This window comes from Pseudomonas sp. LBUM1663 (assembly GCF_059695905.1).
Genome location: NZ_CP166792.1, coordinates 4338906 through 4353657, shown reverse-complemented (window position 1 = coordinate 4353657; position 14752 = coordinate 4338906). Strand labels below are relative to the sequence as shown.

11 protein-coding genes and 2 pseudogenes are annotated in these 14752 nt (G+C 60.9%); 5 read left to right on the top strand and 8 right to left on the bottom strand.

Annotation, left to right across the window (positions count from 1 at the left end; translation table 11 throughout):
• Positions 1–143 precede the first annotated feature (143 nt).
• Both ACA075_RS19980 and ACA075_RS19975 read right to left on the bottom strand, forming a co-directional pair.
• Complete coding sequence (locus ACA075_RS19980; protein ID WP_497294836.1) at positions 144–1184, bottom strand: AraC family transcriptional regulator; 1041 nt, start codon at positions 1182–1184, stop codon at positions 144–146.
• Between the two features lie 3 nt (positions 1185–1187).
• A complete protein-coding gene (locus ACA075_RS19975; protein ID WP_497294835.1) occupies positions 1188–2318 on the bottom strand; it encodes a carbon-nitrogen hydrolase family protein in 1131 nt (376 codons plus the stop codon).
• Positions 2319–2526: 208 nt separating this feature from the next.
• On the opposite strand from ACA075_RS19975, the gene ACA075_RS19970 reads away from it, so the two are divergent.
• Both ACA075_RS19970 and ACA075_RS19965 read left to right on the top strand, forming a co-directional pair.
• On the top strand, positions 2527–4566 hold the full coding sequence (locus tag ACA075_RS19970; RefSeq protein WP_497294833.1) for an oxidoreductase: 2040 nt from the start codon (positions 2527–2529) through the stop codon (positions 4564–4566).
• Between the two features lie 188 nt (positions 4567–4754).
• The gene (locus ACA075_RS19965; protein WP_497294832.1) at positions 4755–5681 is read left to right on the top strand and encodes a 1-aminocyclopropane-1-carboxylate deaminase/D-cysteine desulfhydrase; all 927 of its coding nucleotides are present in this window, start codon (positions 4755–4757) and stop codon (positions 5679–5681) included.
• Positions 5682–5845: 164 nt separating this feature from the next.
• Here ACA075_RS19965 and ACA075_RS19960 read toward each other — a convergent pair whose 3' ends face one another.
• The 3 genes from ACA075_RS19960 to ACA075_RS19950 all read right to left on the bottom strand — a co-directional run bounded on the left by ACA075_RS19960 (position 5846) and on the right by ACA075_RS19950 (position 8675).
• On the bottom strand, positions 5846–6394 hold the full coding sequence (locus tag ACA075_RS19960; protein WP_497294830.1) for a cytochrome b: 549 nt from the start codon (positions 6392–6394) through the stop codon (positions 5846–5848).
• A gap of 189 nt (positions 6395–6583) precedes the next feature.
• Entirely contained in the window at positions 6584–7411 is an 828-nt protein-coding gene (phnX, locus tag ACA075_RS19955; protein ID WP_497294828.1) for a phosphonoacetaldehyde hydrolase, read from the bottom strand.
• 154 nt (positions 7412–7565) lie between these two features.
• Positions 7566–8675 (bottom strand): 2-aminoethylphosphonate--pyruvate transaminase, encoded by a 1110-nt coding sequence (locus tag ACA075_RS19950; protein WP_497294826.1) that lies wholly within the window; start codon positions 8673–8675, stop codon positions 7566–7568.
• A 115-nt stretch (positions 8676–8790) separates the two neighbouring features.
• Between ACA075_RS19950 and ACA075_RS19945 the strand changes: the two genes are divergently transcribed.
• A complete protein-coding gene (locus ACA075_RS19945; RefSeq protein ID WP_497294824.1) occupies positions 8791–9654 on the top strand; it encodes a LysR substrate-binding domain-containing protein in 864 nt (287 codons plus the stop codon).
• Positions 9655–9773: 119 nt separating this feature from the next.
• On the opposite strand, the pseudogene ACA075_RS19940 reads toward ACA075_RS19945, so the two are convergent.
• Positions 9774–10340 (bottom strand): annotated as a pseudogene (locus ACA075_RS19940) (LysR substrate-binding domain-containing protein); the annotation flags it as partial.
• Positions 10341–10344: 4 nt separating this feature from the next.
• On the opposite strand from ACA075_RS19940, the pseudogene ACA075_RS19935 reads away from it, so the two are divergent.
• Positions 10345–10701, top strand: a pseudogene (locus tag ACA075_RS19935) (FAD-dependent oxidoreductase); the annotation flags it as partial.
• A 53-nt stretch (positions 10702–10754) separates the two neighbouring features.
• Here the strand turns inward: ACA075_RS19935 and ACA075_RS19930 are convergent.
• Positions 10755–12065 (bottom strand): type VI secretion system Vgr family protein, encoded by a 1311-nt coding sequence (locus ACA075_RS19930; protein ID WP_497294822.1) that lies wholly within the window; start codon positions 12063–12065, stop codon positions 10755–10757.
• A 232-nt stretch (positions 12066–12297) separates the two neighbouring features.
• Between ACA075_RS19930 and ACA075_RS19925 the strand changes: the two genes are divergently transcribed.
• Entirely contained in the window at positions 12298–13005 is a 708-nt protein-coding gene (locus tag ACA075_RS19925) for a YebC/PmpR family DNA-binding transcriptional regulator (protein ID WP_090185851.1), read from the top strand.
• Positions 13006–13142: 137 nt separating this feature from the next.
• Here the strand turns inward: ACA075_RS19925 and ACA075_RS19920 are convergent, their stop codons facing one another.
• Positions 13143–14459 carry a leucine-rich repeat-containing protein kinase family protein gene (locus ACA075_RS19920; RefSeq protein ID WP_497294820.1) on the bottom strand — a complete coding sequence of 439 codons (1317 nt, stop codon included), beginning with the start codon at positions 14457–14459 and terminating at the stop codon, positions 13143–13145.
• Positions 14460–14752: the final 293 nt, after the last annotated feature.

Below are 14752 nucleotides of genomic sequence, written 5' to 3'. Positions count from 1 at the left end.
GCGTTGGTCATTTATTCAGGCATTTTTTAAACGAGCGGTAGGGGGATTTCACGATGGACGATTATCAAGAAGAGCTGCTCGAGTATCAGGCGTTTGAACTGGACCCATTGGAGCCAGCGGAAGACGCTACAGAGCTTTAAGCTTCACGCGGATTGGCGATGGCTGCGGCGAAACTCGCCGGGTGTCTGGCCGTTCCAGCGTTTGAAGGCGCGTTGAAAAGCTTCGGCTGAGGCAAAACCCAGCAGGTAGGCGATTTCACCGAACGCCAGTTCCGTGTCGCGAATGTAGGTCATGGCCAGGTCGCGGCGCGTGTCATTGAGAATGGCGCGAAATTGCGTTCCTTCTTCGGCGAGTTTACGACGCAAGGTCCAGGTCGGCAGCTTCAGGCGTGCCGCCACTTCTTCCAGGTCGGGTTCCCGGCCACCATTGAGTAACGGCCCCAGCAACTGAGTGATGCGTTCACGCAGGCTGCGGGTGCGTGTCAGTTGCTCCAGTTCCCGTTCACAGAGTTGCAGCAAGTGTCGCCAGGTACTCGGGCAGTGTTCCGGGTTGCGTTGGGCGAGGCTGGCCAGACTCAGGCGCAGTTGATTCTGTTCGGCGCCGAACTGAATCGGACAGTCACCCAGCGCGGCATACGCTTCACGATAATCCGGTTCGGCAAACTCAATCTCGATCCGTTCGGCGCGAAGCGGGGCAGGGCTCACGCTGGACAATTGCTGCAGCCACCCGGCGATGATCGAATCCACCACGAAGCGGTTGTAGGCGTTGTAAGGGCTGATGGAATAGAACCGCAGCCATGCGCCCTGAGCGTCTTCCTGAAAGCTCGATTGACCACGGTAGTTGGAGCCATACAAGGCTTCAAAACGAATCAGGCAGCGCGCCGCTTCTCGAACTGTCGGCGCCTGGGCGGCGGTGACTCCGGCCAGACCGGCCTGACTCAGTCGACTGAGCTGGCCCATACGCAAACCCAGTGCCGGGTCATCGGTCAGTTGAATGGCTCCGTGGCCCAGGCGCATGTAGCGCGGGATCGACAGCCGGGCCCCCGCTTCGGCCAGGCGCGCGGCATCGAGGCCGTATTGCTCAAGCAGCGGTTGCGGGTCCACACCATGGCTGCGCACGGCGTCGGCCAGGCTGTGAACAAAGCCCACCGACAGATCCCCAAGGCGCATCGGCAGCGGTTTCATGGGTTACAACCAGAGGTTCAGTAAACGCGCGCCACGGGCGTTGCCGTCGGCGAACTGCTGCCCGTTGTTGCTGAGAAAACTCTGACCCGCGCTGCCCTTGTCCCAGAACTGGCCGCGCAGGAACACGCTCATGCCGGCAATGGCCTGGCTGCTGGGCGGCTGGCCGGTCAGTGTCAAACGATGCCAGGCTTGGCCTTCACTGAGTTCACCGGCCTTGAGGCTGACCGAGCTGGGCGTCGACAGCCCCTTGTAACCCCGCCACGGTTTGTCCCAGGTGTCGCGGCCGGCGACATACGCGGGAACAGCCACCAAATGGGCGCCCTGAGCGTCGAGTTTGCGGTAGTTGTCCGGGTACCAGCTGTCGCTGCCGATCAGTACGCCCAAGCGTCCGGCCGGTGTGTCGACAACGTTGAGCGTATGCTCGCCATTGGCCTCGATGACGTCATGGTCAGCAAACACCGGATGCATCTGGCGTTGCGGCTGGCCGATCGGCAAACCGTCGCGACCGAACACCACGCTGCTGTTGTACAACGCACCGCGGCCGACTTTCAGCGTGCCGTCGATGATGCTCGGTTCGGGCAACACGATAGTGCCTGCCACCAGGGTCACGTTGAACGCCTTCGCCAGCCCCCCGAACAATGCCTGATAATCCTTGGCCATGCCTTTGGCCTTCATCCGCAAGTGAGCGTCGTCGAGACGACTGCCGCCCTTGGCGCTGATCAACGCACGGACGAACTGCACAGGATTGCTCACCGCCAGCCAGTTCATGGCTTCTTCGAGAGTGGTCGCCTGGTACAGCTCATCTTTCTCGCCGCTGACCATCAGCCAGGTGCCGATATGTTCGGGCAGCACGACGATGGTCTTTTCATTCAGCAAGCCCTGGTCCTGAGCCTGCTGCAAATAGGCGGCGAGCTTGCGGTGCAGGCGTTCGGGGCTTTGATAGTCGGTGGGAAACAGTTCGGGCTGGATGCCCAGCAGATTGCCGCGATCGGCGGGTGTGCCTTGATCGACCGCGAGATGGATGCGCAGGTCCGACAGGTAATGACCCACCGGACGGTCCGCGGCCCACATGGCGTAGGTCGTGAGGGCGGCAATCAATGCCATGGAGAAAGTCAGGTACAGAAGTTTGCGCATGGAAAACAGTCAACGGCCGTGTGCAGGGTTCGCGCCTAGGGTAGGGCCCATGCCGACGCTTGCCAAGGGGCGGTGCACATTTGGATCAATAAGTTGTCAGTTTCGGTCATTGAGTGACAAGGGCGCGACTCTTAGTCTGTCCAACATGACTGACGGGGGCCGAAGAGCTCCTGCATATTTTCCGTGATCGCTCGATGTGGAGTTACAAATGGCCGCCGCTCATTACCCGCACCTGTTGGCCCCGCTGGACCTGGGTTTTACCACGCTGCGCAACCGCACCCTGATGGGTTCGATGCACACCGGTCTTGAGGAAAAGCCCGGCGGTTTCGAACGCATGGCGGCGTACTTCGCCGAGCGTGCTCGCGGCGGCGTTGGCCTGATGGTCACCGGTGGCATTGGCCCGAACGATGAGGGTGGGGTGTATTCCGGCGCGGCCAAACTGACCACCGAGGAAGAAGCGCTCAAGCACCAGATCGTGACCCGCGCGGTGCACGAGGCGGGCGGCAAGATCTGCATGCAGATCCTCCACGCCGGTCGTTATGCCTACAGCCCGAAACAGGTCGCGCCGAGTGCCATTCAGGCGCCGATCAACCCGTTCAAGCCTAAAGAGCTGGACGAGGAAGGCATCGAGAAGCAGATCAGCGATTTCGTCACTTGCTCGACACTGGCGCAAAAAGCCGAGTACGACGGCGTCGAGATCATGGGTTCGGAAGGTTATTTCATTAACCAGTTCCTCGCCGCCCACACCAACCATCGCACTGACCGATGGGGTGGCAGCTACGAAAACCGTATGCGCCTGCCGGTGGAAATCGTCCGCCGTGTTCGTGAAGCGGTAGGCCCGAACTTCATCATCATCTTCCGCCTGTCGATGCTCGATCTGGTGGAAGGCGGCAGCAGCTGGGAAGAAATCGTGACCCTGGCCAAAGCCATCGAGCAGGCCGGCGCGACCATCATCAACACCGGCATCGGCTGGCACGAAGCGCGGATCCCGACCATCGCCACCAAAGTGCCGCGTGCCGCGTTCAGCAAAGTCACGGCCAAGCTGCGTGGTTCGGTGAGCATTCCGTTGATCACCACCAACCGCATCAACACCCCGGAAGTGGCCGAGCAGATTCTGGCCGAAGGCGATGCCGACATGGTGTCCATGGCGCGGCCATTCCTCGCCGACCCGGACTTCGTCAACAAGGCGGCCGCCGGTCGTGGCGACGAAATCAACACCTGCATCGGTTGCAATCAGGCGTGCCTGGACCACACCTTCGGCGGCAAGTTGACCAGTTGCCTGGTGAACCCGCGTGCTTGCCATGAAACCGAGCTCAACTACCTGCCGGTGCAGCAGATCAAGAAAATCGCGGTGGTCGGTGCCGGTCCTGCGGGCCTGTCCGCAGCCACTGTGGCGGCCGAGCGTGGGCACTCGGTGACGCTATTTGATTCGGCCAGCGAGATTGGCGGCCAGTTCAACATTGCCAAGCGTGTACCGGGCAAGGAAGAGTTTTTCGAAACCCTGCGCTATTTCAACCGCAAACTGCAAACCACCAACGTCGAGGTGTGCCTGAACACCCGTGTCGACGTGGCGAAACTGGTTGAGGGCGGTTACGACGAAATCATCCTGGCCACCGGCATCGCCCCGAGAACCCCGGCGATTCCGGGCGTTGAAAACGCCAAGGTGCTGAGCTATCTGGACGTGATTCTCGAGCGCAAACCGGTAGGCAAGCGTGTGGCGGTGATTGGCGCGGGCGGGATCGGTTTCGACGTATCGGAATTCCTGGTTCACCAAGGCGTGGCCACCAGTCTGGACCGTGAAGCGTTCTGGAAAGAGTGGGGCATCGACACACATCTGGAAGCGCGCGGCGGTGTCGCCGGCATCAAGGCTGAACCCCATGCACCGGCGCGTGAGGTGTTTCTGCTGCAACGCAAGAAATCCAAGGTCGGCGACGGCTTGGGCAAAACCACGGGCTGGATTCATCGCACCGGTCTGAAGAACAAGCAGGTGCAGATGCTCAACAGTGTCGAATACTTGAAGATTGATGATGAAGGCCTGCACATTCGCATCGGCGAAACCGGTGAGCCGCAGGTGCTGCCGGTGGACAACATCGTGATTTGCGCCGGGCAGGATCCGCTGCGTGAATTGCAGGATGGTTTGGTGGCTGCTGGGCAGAACGTGCATTTGATTGGTGGCGCGGACGTGGCGGCGGAACTGGATGCCAAGCGGGCGATCAACCAAGGATCGCGGTTGGCTGCTGAGTTGTAAGCAACTCAATTCCTGTGGCGAGGGAGCTTGCTCCCGCTGGGCTGCGTAGCAGCCCCTCCCAAACGCCGCAGTTTTCCAGGATCACTGCGTTGAATGGGTTTACGACGGCTGCGCCGCCGAACGGGAGCAAGCTCCCTCGCCACAAATTGGCTGCTAAGATGCCGACTCTTCACCCTGAGCTGGCATCGATGCTTCTCCCTCCCAACGACTGGCTACTCCAGGCCCCGCTTCAACTCCTTCACCTCGACTGGCTCACCTCCGCCGGCATTGAAGTCGCCATCCTGCGTCTCGACCAGATCGACCCGCTGATCAGCGGCAACAAGTGGTTCAAACTCATCGAACACCTCAACGCCGCTGACCGGATCGGCGCCCAAGGCATCATCAGCCTCGGCGGTGCCCACTCCAATCATCTGCATGCACTGGCCGCCGCCGGCAAGCGTTTCGATTTCAAAACGGTCGGCCTGCTGCGCGGTCATCCGCAGGAAACGCCGACGGTGAGGGACTTGCAAGCGTTCGGTATGCAGGTGCACTGGTTGGGTTATGGCGGTTATCGAGCGCGGCACGAAGCGGATTTCTGGCTGCCCTGGCAGGCGCAATATCCCGACCTGTATCCGGTGCCTGAAGGGGGCGGCGGTCTGCGGGGGGCGCGGGGTTGCAGGCAGTTGAAGGCGATGGTCCTCGATCAGCTCGGCGACTTGGGCTGGAGTGATTACGACGGTTGGTGGCTGGCTTGCGGAACCGGCACGACCCTGGCCGGCCTGGCGCTGGCGGAGGCGGGCGAACACCCGGTCTATGGCGCGCTCGCAGTGCCCGACGATCATGGTGTGGCGCAGCAGGTTGAATCGATTGTCCGAGAGGCAGGTGTGCAGGAAGCGGCTTACGAACTGTTCGACGCCAGTCGAGGCGGCTTTGCCAAGGTCGATCCGCTGCTGCTCAGTTTCATCGACCAGGTCGAACAGGCTTCGGATATTCCCCTCGAACCGTTGTACACCGGCAAGGCTTTACTGATGCTCAAGCAGCAGGTCGAGGCTGGAACATTTGAAAAGGGCTCGCGCCTGATCTTCGTCCACACTGGCGGCTTGCAGGGCCGTCGGGGGTTCAGTTCAACACTATAAAACACACCGAATGCTTTTGTGGCGAGGGAGCTTGCTCCCGCTCGACTGCGAAGCAGGCGTAAAACCGTTGAACGCGCTGTGCCAGGCCGGATGCGGGCGCAGGTATTGGGGCCGCTTCGCAGCCCAGCGGGAGCAAGCTCCCTCGCCACAAGGTTGCTTACCGTTCACCCACGCTTGGGCATCATCCGCAGCAGCGTGTTATCGCGCACCACATAGTGGTGATAAATCCCCGCCACCGCGTGCAGGCCGATCAGCCAGTAACCGATAGTGCCACCGAGCTCATGCCAGCCCTCGATTTGCTTGGCCAGCGTCTTGTTCTCCGGGATCAGCAACGGTAGGTCAAAGCCATAAAACATCACCTGATGCCCCTTGGCGCTGGTCACCAGCCAGCCGAGTATCGGCATCGCGATCATGAAAATGTACAGCGCCCAGTGCATCAGTCTGGCCAGTGCGGTCTGCCAGCGGGGTGAGGCCGGGAAGATCTGTGGAGCCGGGCCCAGGCTGCGAGCGAACAGCCGCAGCCAAACCAAGACAAACACCGTCAAGCCGAGCATGAAGTGCGATTCGGTGATCAGCGTCCGGCCACCGCTGCCTTTGGGAAAGACCCCACGAAATTCGATACAGGCGTAAACCAGTGCCAGCAAAACCAGCATCAACCAATGCAGCGTAATCGATACAGTGCTGTAGCGTGATTCGGAGTTCTTCCAGGGCATACGGTGTTCCTCACAGGTCTGGTCTAAAGCCCACCGTTCTTGTTCGACGGTGTTCTTTAACTGTAATCCGCTTTGGTGGATTTGCCTGTGGCTATTTGGACGTTCAATGCTCTGGCTCAAGTGATCGCTCAAAAAAAAGCACTAGTTCCGAAACGGAGCTGGCGCTTTTTTATGGAGCAAGAAACGTTATTAACTGCTTTGCGGCATTTCCCCCTTGGCCAGACGCTTGTTGATGTCGGCGATCACTTCCGGCAAGTCGGTGATGGTGTCGATCATGTAGTGCGGCCGCGAACCTTCGAACATCGCGTGGATACGTTGGCGTTCACTGTCGAGTTGCTCGCTGCCCAGGGCGCGGAAACCTTCGTAGTCCAGACCCAACGCGTTGCCTGAGCAGATCAGCGCCACGGTCCACATGCCGGCACGACGCCCTTCGAGAATGCCCGGCACGGTGTCATCGATCTTCACGCAGGCCGCGACGTCGTCGATGCCCAGCGCTATCACGTTGGCCAGCGCCTGGGCCGGCCATGGGCGGCCGTTAGGCACTTCGTCGGTGGCGACCACGTGATCGGCGACGTAGCCGTTGGTGGCGGCCAGTTCGACCACCTTGTCCATGACCTGTTTCGGGTAGCCGGAGCAGGAACCGATCTTGATCCCTTGCTGACGCAGGTTGGCAATGGTGTCCAGTGCGCCCGGAATAAGCGCCGAGTGCTCGGCGATTTTCTCGATCTGCAGCGGCATGAAACGCTTGTAGATGGCGGTGACGTCATCGTCAGTCGGCGTGCGACCGAACACGGCACGATAACGCTCGGCGACTTCCGGCTGATCGCACAGGGTGCGAATGTGGTCCCACTTGCCCATGCCCATCGGCCCGCGGGCCTCTTCGATGGAGACCTGGACGTCGAACTCGGCGAAGGCCTCGACAAAAATCTGCGTCGGTGCGAAAGAGCCGAAGTCGACCACGGTGCCGGCCCAGTCGAGGATGGCGGCCTGGAGTTTGGTTGGGTTGCTGTAGTTCATGGTGATCAGAATCCTGTGATAGCTGGCAATTTAGGAAATCGGCTCTTTGTGGGAGTGAGCCTGCTCGCGATAGCGGACTGTCATTCAATATCGATGTCGACTGGTCGGGCCTCATCGCGAGCAGGCTCGCTCCCACAGGGGAATGCGGTGTGGGTCAGATCTCTAACACTTCCATCTCGCGCAGTACTTCGGCGACTGCCGCTACCGCTGCGTGCATCTCGGCCTGGTTGACGTGCCCGATGCAGCCGACGCGGAAGGTTTCGACCTGGGTCAATTTGCCGGGGTAGAGGATGAAACCCTTGGCCTTGACGCGTTCGTAGAACTCCTTGAACTGGTAGCGCGGATCTTTCGGCGCGTGGAACGTCACGATGATCGGCGCCTGGATCGCGGCGGGCAGGAAGCTGCGCAAGCCGAGTTTGGCCATGTCATCGAGCAGCACCTGGCAGTTGTCGGCATAGCGCTGATGCCGCGCCGGCAAACCACCTTCTTCGTTGTATTGCAGCAGGGCTTCGTGCAGCGCGGCGACCACATGGGTCGGCGGCGTGAAGCGCCATTGTCCGGTCTTGGCCATGTAGGTGTGCTGGTCGTACAAATCCATCGCCAGGGAGTGCGAGTTGCCGGCCGCGTTGGCCAGGGCGTCTTTGCGAGCGAAGACAAAACCCATGCCCGGCACGCCTTCCAGGCATTTACCCGAGGCGGCGATCAGTGCGTCAAACGGCACCTGTTGTGCGTCGATCGGCAGTGCGCCGAAGGAACTCATGGCGTCGATGATCAGGCGTTTGCCGTGCTGCGCAATCACATGGGCAATTTCCGGCAGCGGGTTGAGGATGCCGGTGCTGGTTTCGCAGTGAATCAGCGCAACGTGGGTAATGCTGGCGTCGGCGTGCAGCAGACGGTCGACGTCGGCGGTGGTGGTCGGTTCGTCTTCGGCGGTTTCGAAGGTGCTGAAGGAGCGCCCGAGCACTTCGCAGATTTTCGCCAGGCGTTTGCCGTAGGCGCCGTTGATCAGCACCAGCACTTTGCCGTCGCGGGGCACCAGCGTGCCGATGGCCGCTTCAACCGCGAACGTGCCGCTGCCTTGCAAGGGCACGCAGTGGTGGCTGTCGCCGCCGTTGAGGATTGCCAGCAATTGCTCGCGCAGGCTGGCGGTCAGTTGATTGAAGCGGTCATCCCATGAACCCCAGTCGGCCATCATCGCCTGACGGGTGCGGGCCGATGTGGTCAGTGGGCCGGGGGTGAGCAGGATTGGCTCGGCAGTGCTCATTCTTGTGTCCTCGCAAAAGCTCTCTGTGGGATGAAGCTACGGGACATAAATTGCAATTTCGGGTTCTATCAATCAAATTGTTTGTTGTTATGCCAGCCATCAGTGAGAGTTATTCATGAACCTGTTCCAGCTTCGGGCCTTCGACGCCGTGGCCCGCGAAGGCAGCTTCACCCGTGCGGCCGAGCGGTTGTTCATCAGCCAGCCGGCGGTCACCGGGCACATCAAGTCTTTGGAGGAGCACTACCAAATCACCTTGCTGCGCCGCACTGCGCGACGAGTGGAGCTGACAGAGGAGGGCACCAAACTGGCGGCGATCACCCGGGCAATGTTCGGCCTGGCCGAAGAAGCGAAAGTGCTGCTGGAAGCGAATCGTCAATTGCTGACCGGGCGCCTGGAAGTGGCGGCGGACGGCCCGCACATGGTCATGCCGATGCTTGCCAGCCTGCGGGCGCTGTATCCGGGGATCACGGTGAACTTGCGCTTGGGCAATGCTCAGGAGACGCTCGCGGCGTTGTTGTCCGAGCATGCCGACGTAGCAGTGTTGACCGAGGTAGAGCCGCGCAAAGGCCTGCATCTGCAAGCGTTGAGTGAATCACGGATTTGCGCGCTGGTGCCGCAAAGCCATCCTTGGGCCAAGGGCTCCAAGGGCGTGAAGCTCAAGGAGCTGGACCAAGTGATCATGGTGTTGCGTGAACCGAGTTCGATTACTCGACGGACGTTCGATGAGGCGTGCGCAACGGCGTCGGTCAATCCCAGGGTGTTGCTGGAGCTGGACAGTCGCGAGGCGGTGACCGAGGCCGTGGCGGCCGAGTTGGGGGTTGGCGTGGTGTCGTCGGTGGAGGTCAGTCATGACCCGAGGGTGGCGGCGGTACCGATTCTGGGTGAAGGGTTGGTTAACCGGCACATGATCGGGTGCATGGAACGGCGGCGGGATTTGCGTTTGATTCGGGCGTTTTTCGAGTTGGCGCCGGTCAGGTAGACCGCGGGGCGGCTATCGCGGGCAAGTCGGACCGCCGCACCGCACGCTCCCACAGGGTTTTTTGAACGCTGGAGATCCAGTGTGGGAGCGTGGCTTGCCCGCGAAAGGGCCGGCCCTGTCTACACCAGATTCTCGCGAACCATCTCCAGAAACGTCGCCACCACCCGCCGCGAACTCTGCTCGCACAGGCACACCAGCGTCTCGGTCAATCGCCGTGTGCAGTCGGTAATCGGCTACGCACACACCCGCGAATCCGCGCCAAACTCGGCGGCGGACACCACGCCCACCCCCATCCCCACGACCACCGCCTCACGCGCCGCTTCCCGACCTTCAACCTGAATCGCCGGGCGAATGGAAAACCCGGCCCGGGCCATTTCCTCTTCTAGTGTCTGGCGCGTCACCGAACCGATCTCCCGCAGCACCAGCGGTATCTTGTGCAAATCCGCCAGGCAAATCGAGTCGCGATCCGCCCACGGATGATTGCGTGAAACGAAAGCCACCATCGGTTCATTGCGCAGCGGCAGTGAGATCAGACGCTCGTCACTCACATCCCGGCCGAGCAACGCCAGGTCGGCCTGATAGTTGAACAGGCGAAACAGCGATTCGTCGGTGTTGCCGGTTTCGATTGTTACGCTGATGCCGGGGTAGCGCTCACAGAAGCGTGCAATCTGCGGCAGCAATGGCACCATTCTCGCCGACCGGGTGGTGCTGGCCATGAACGCCTGGATGGCCCGCGGTTTCTCACAGTTCGAGCGCAGCGTGGCGATCGTTTCCAGCGACATGCTGATCACCGAACCCCGGCCCGATCTGCTCGACGAAATCGGTTTGACCAGCGGCGTCACGGTGCTCGACTCGCGGATTTTCGTGCACTACTACCACAACACCCCGGACGGTCGAATCATGCTCGGCAAGGGTGGCTACACCTTTGCCTACGGCGGACGAATGTTGCCGGTGTTCGATCAACCGTCACCCTATGCCGGTTTGTTGAAACACAGCCTCGACGAGTTCTTTCCGGCGTTTGCCGAGGTCAAGGTCGAGGCCACCTGGATGTGCGCCTGGCCAGGTTCGCGGCGGCGGCTGGCAAGGCTGACAAGGGCTGATCAGTCTGGACGATTGACCAGCCAGTCCAGCAACAGGCGGCCATCGCTGCGTGGCTGTCGAGCGAGTCGAGGCGCTGGCGGGTTGCTCGCCGTCGCACACAACACCGGGCGATCCGGGTCGCTGTCGAGAAAACTGATGAGCACGTCGGTGCCAGCGAGCGGCAGCCTGGACGGATCGATCCGACCGTCAGGCGCGGCGAGGGCCACGGGTAGCCAGAGGCCGGTGGACTCCTCGTCGTCGGCTTGCTCCGTGGGCCACAACCGGACCTCAATCCGCCCTTGAGTATCCAGCACCGCCGGTTGCCCGACAGGGCCCAGCACTCGCGCCTTCTGATAACCCGCAATGCTCGGTCTTGCCTGTGTGAGCGCTGGCCGGAACACCGTGGACCACGGGATGGCGCTGAATTGATTGCTGTAACGGCGGACCTTGTCGGTGGAGTCCTCGGCGAGAATCGACGGCTGTCGGCCCTGATGCCGGATCTCGGTCAGCAGCCATTGATCGTTGAAGTTCGCGATGGGATGTTCCGACACTTGCACGATGCATCCGCCGCGCAAATCACTGTGATTGCTTTGCCCCTGAATCTGCCGATGCCGGCAGCGCAGCCGTTCCAGTGATCGACGACTCGATTGCTCACGCTGGAGCTGTTGCGGCGCAGGCGAGGCGTGGCGCTGGAACAACTCAGTGATCACCGGCACGTTGGCGGGATCGGCCGTCTCGCTGTGAAAAGGCATCAGCAGCGGTTCCTGGGGAAAGCTCAGGCTGTCATCCGCCAACACCAGCACATGGCCGTCGCGCTGATGTTCGAAGTGATAGTGGATGCCTTCTTCTTCGCAGAGCCGTTGCAGGAACGCCAAGTCGCTCTCATCAAACTGAATGCAGAACGGTCGCACCGGATAGCGTCCGCTGGGCAGTTCAAAACGGAAGCTGTCATCGGGGATCGCGTTTTCGGTGAGCAACTGGCGCAGGAGGGCGGGCACGCCGAGTTGATGAAAGACCCTACGGCAAGGGTGCCGGTCCAGTTGTTGCAGCCAAGGCACCAGCACCAGGTGGTAGTCGATTCGGTGCGGGCCACGATACTCGCGACTGGCGCTGTGCAAGAGGCCGTGAATGCCGGTGTCATCCATCAGGCTCAGGAACGCCGGTTGATGCAGCAACCGCTCGAGGTTCATGGCGGGTGCCAGGCCGATTACTTCGATCTCGAAACGATAGGGCTGGTTGAGACTTTCTCGGCCACTGAACTGCAACACTTGCAGAGTCAATCCACTGTCCAGGAGGGTCAGGGTGTAGGGACTTTCCTTGTCGTTGTGCATCGAACGCGCTTCTGCCATGGAATATGGGCGCAGAGGGTACGAAACCACGGCCCTTTATAGTCACCGCAAATCGACTTTTCAGAATCGCCCTACAACTGCTGGTGAATATGTCGATTGGTCATGCCGGAGAGCCGGGGTGGAATTTTTGGTCGATTGCCAACTTTAGGCCGTATAAACTTGCGCAAAGCGTCGGCCAATAGATGTCTCGGCGCCACAGATAAGAGAGTGAGTAATGGGCGCACAGTGGAAGGTTAAACACAAAGAAGCGGCATCTAACGCCAAGGGCAAGATCTTCGGCAAACTGGTGAAAGAAATCACCATTGCTGCCCGAAACGGTGCCGATACCGCCACTAACGCACACCTGCGTCTGGTGGTCGAACAAGCGAAAAAAGCCTCGATGCCCAAGGAAACCCTGGATCGCGCGATCAAGAAAGGCGCGGGCCTGTTGGGCGAAACCGTGCAGTACCATCGCGTGACCTACGAAGGCTTCGCGCCGCATCAGGTGCCGCTGATCGTTGAATGCGTGACCGACAACATCAACCGTACCGTCGCTGAAATCCGCGTGGCCTTCCGCAAGGGCCAATTGGGCGCTTCCGGGTCGGTATCGTGGGACTTCAACCATGTGGGCATGATCGAAGCCTCCCCGGACAGCCCTGACGCCGATCCGGAAATGGCCGCGATCGAAGCCGGTGCCCAGGATTTCGAACCTGGTGAGGAAGAGGGCACCACCCTGTTCCTGACCGAGCCTGCGGACCTGGACGCCGTTCAGAAGGCGCTGCCTGAACAAGGTTTTACCGTGTTGTCGGCCAAGTTGGGTTACCAGCCGAAAAACCCGGTGAGCGGTTTGAGCGACGAGCAGATGGCTGAAGTCGAGGCGTTCCTGGAAGGCCTCGATAACCATGATGATGTGCAGGATATGTTTGTTGGGTTGGCGGGTTAAGCCGAACCGGTTGTGAGTCTATTTGTGGCGAGGGAGCTTGCTCCCGCTCGGGTGCGCAGCATCCGTCGTTTTTGGGACGGCTGCGCCGTCCAGCGGGAGCAAGCTCCCTCGCCACAGGTTTTGTACTTGCCTTTAGCTCAGTTGAACGCGGCTAACGCCTGTCCTATCTCACTGAACCCCGGCCGCGCCAGCACCTGTGGCTGGCCGCAGCGCTGTTGCAATGCCTCCAGCTGCACACGCCTCTCATCACTCAACCCCGAGTCGATCCGCTCCAGCAATTCCCCCAGCAACACCCCGAAAGCGCGCACTTCGATCCGTTGCAGCGCACGGCTTTCAAGGCTGTCGCACGTCGCATGGAAAGACGCCGCGCCAAAGTCCCCCAACAGGCAATCACCGTGTTCGTTGCACAAAATATTGTGGCCGTAGAGATCACCGTGGGTGATGCCCTGGTGGTGCAGATGCTCGGCCACCGAGGCGATGCCGCGGGCCATGCGCAGTGCTACGTCCGCACTGAAATGGGTGCCATCGGCATAGACGTCACGGGTACAGGACGCCAGGCTCGGCAGCCCGGCCAGGTTGCGATAACTTGGGTCTATCAACTGCATCACCAGCCCGGCCTGCTGTTCGGGATGCCCGACGATTGGGCCTTCGACCCGGATCAGATTGGGATGAAGACCGGCGGTGATGCAGGCGTTCATCTCGTGCAGCGGTGAACCGTCGCTGGTCATTTCGCCTTTGTAGAGTTTGACCGCAACCTGGGTGGCCGGTTGGCCCGGTCGCTCCCACGCCGCCCGATGAATCACTCCCGAAGCACCTTCGCCCAGTTGTTGCTCCAGGCGCAGCCCGGACCACGCAATACTCGCCGTGGCATCCAGGGCTGCCGCATCGGCCTCAGTTTCCAGCGGGTTACCGGAATACGCTAGCCAGGTCAGGCTTGGCAGGGTCAGCAGCCACTCGGGCAGTTCGGTCAGTTGATTGGCGGCGATGCGGATCAGTTCGAGTCGATGGCATTGGCTCAGGCTTTCGGGCAGGCGCTGCAAGCGATTGCCGGCGAGCATGAGTTTTTGTAGATGTGGGCGTTGACCCAACTCGGCGGGCAGTTCACGCAGGCGGTTATCGGTCAGGATCAGCCAACGCAGCAACGGCGGTAGGGCAGCGGCGGGTACCGTCTCGATGGCATTGGCCTTGAAACCGATCATCGTCAATGCGGTGCATCGGCCGAGGCACGCGGGCAATTCGGTGAACCGGTTGTCCGAGCAAAACAGCACGCGCAAACGGGTCAGGCGATGCAGGTCATCGGGCAGGCGGCTCAAGGCGTTGCCGCTGAGGTTGAGCACTTCCAGCGAGTCCGCCAGGTCGAAGATTTCTCGCGGAAATTCAGTCAGGCCGCAGGCCAGATCCAGACGGGTGATGCCTGTCAGTTGGCCGGCGCGCAGTTGGGCGAGGGTATCCATGGGCGGGTTCGCTATTGATCGAGGGGAGGGCGCGGGCGCCTGGAAATGGGCGACATGATAGCGGGAAAGGCAGGTTGCCTGTGAGACCGCCTTCGCGAGCAAGCCCGCTCCCACAGATGACCGGATGCCTGGACAATGTGGGAGCCAGCCTGCTCGCGAAGAGGCCGGTGCGGCAACATAAAAACCACGGCACCCTGACGGCCAAATCTCGACATGATTCTGCGGCTTGTAGAGCTTTTTAAGCCGGTTATATCGGTGATTTTCTTACACATTCCTGTAAAAAGCGCACGTGG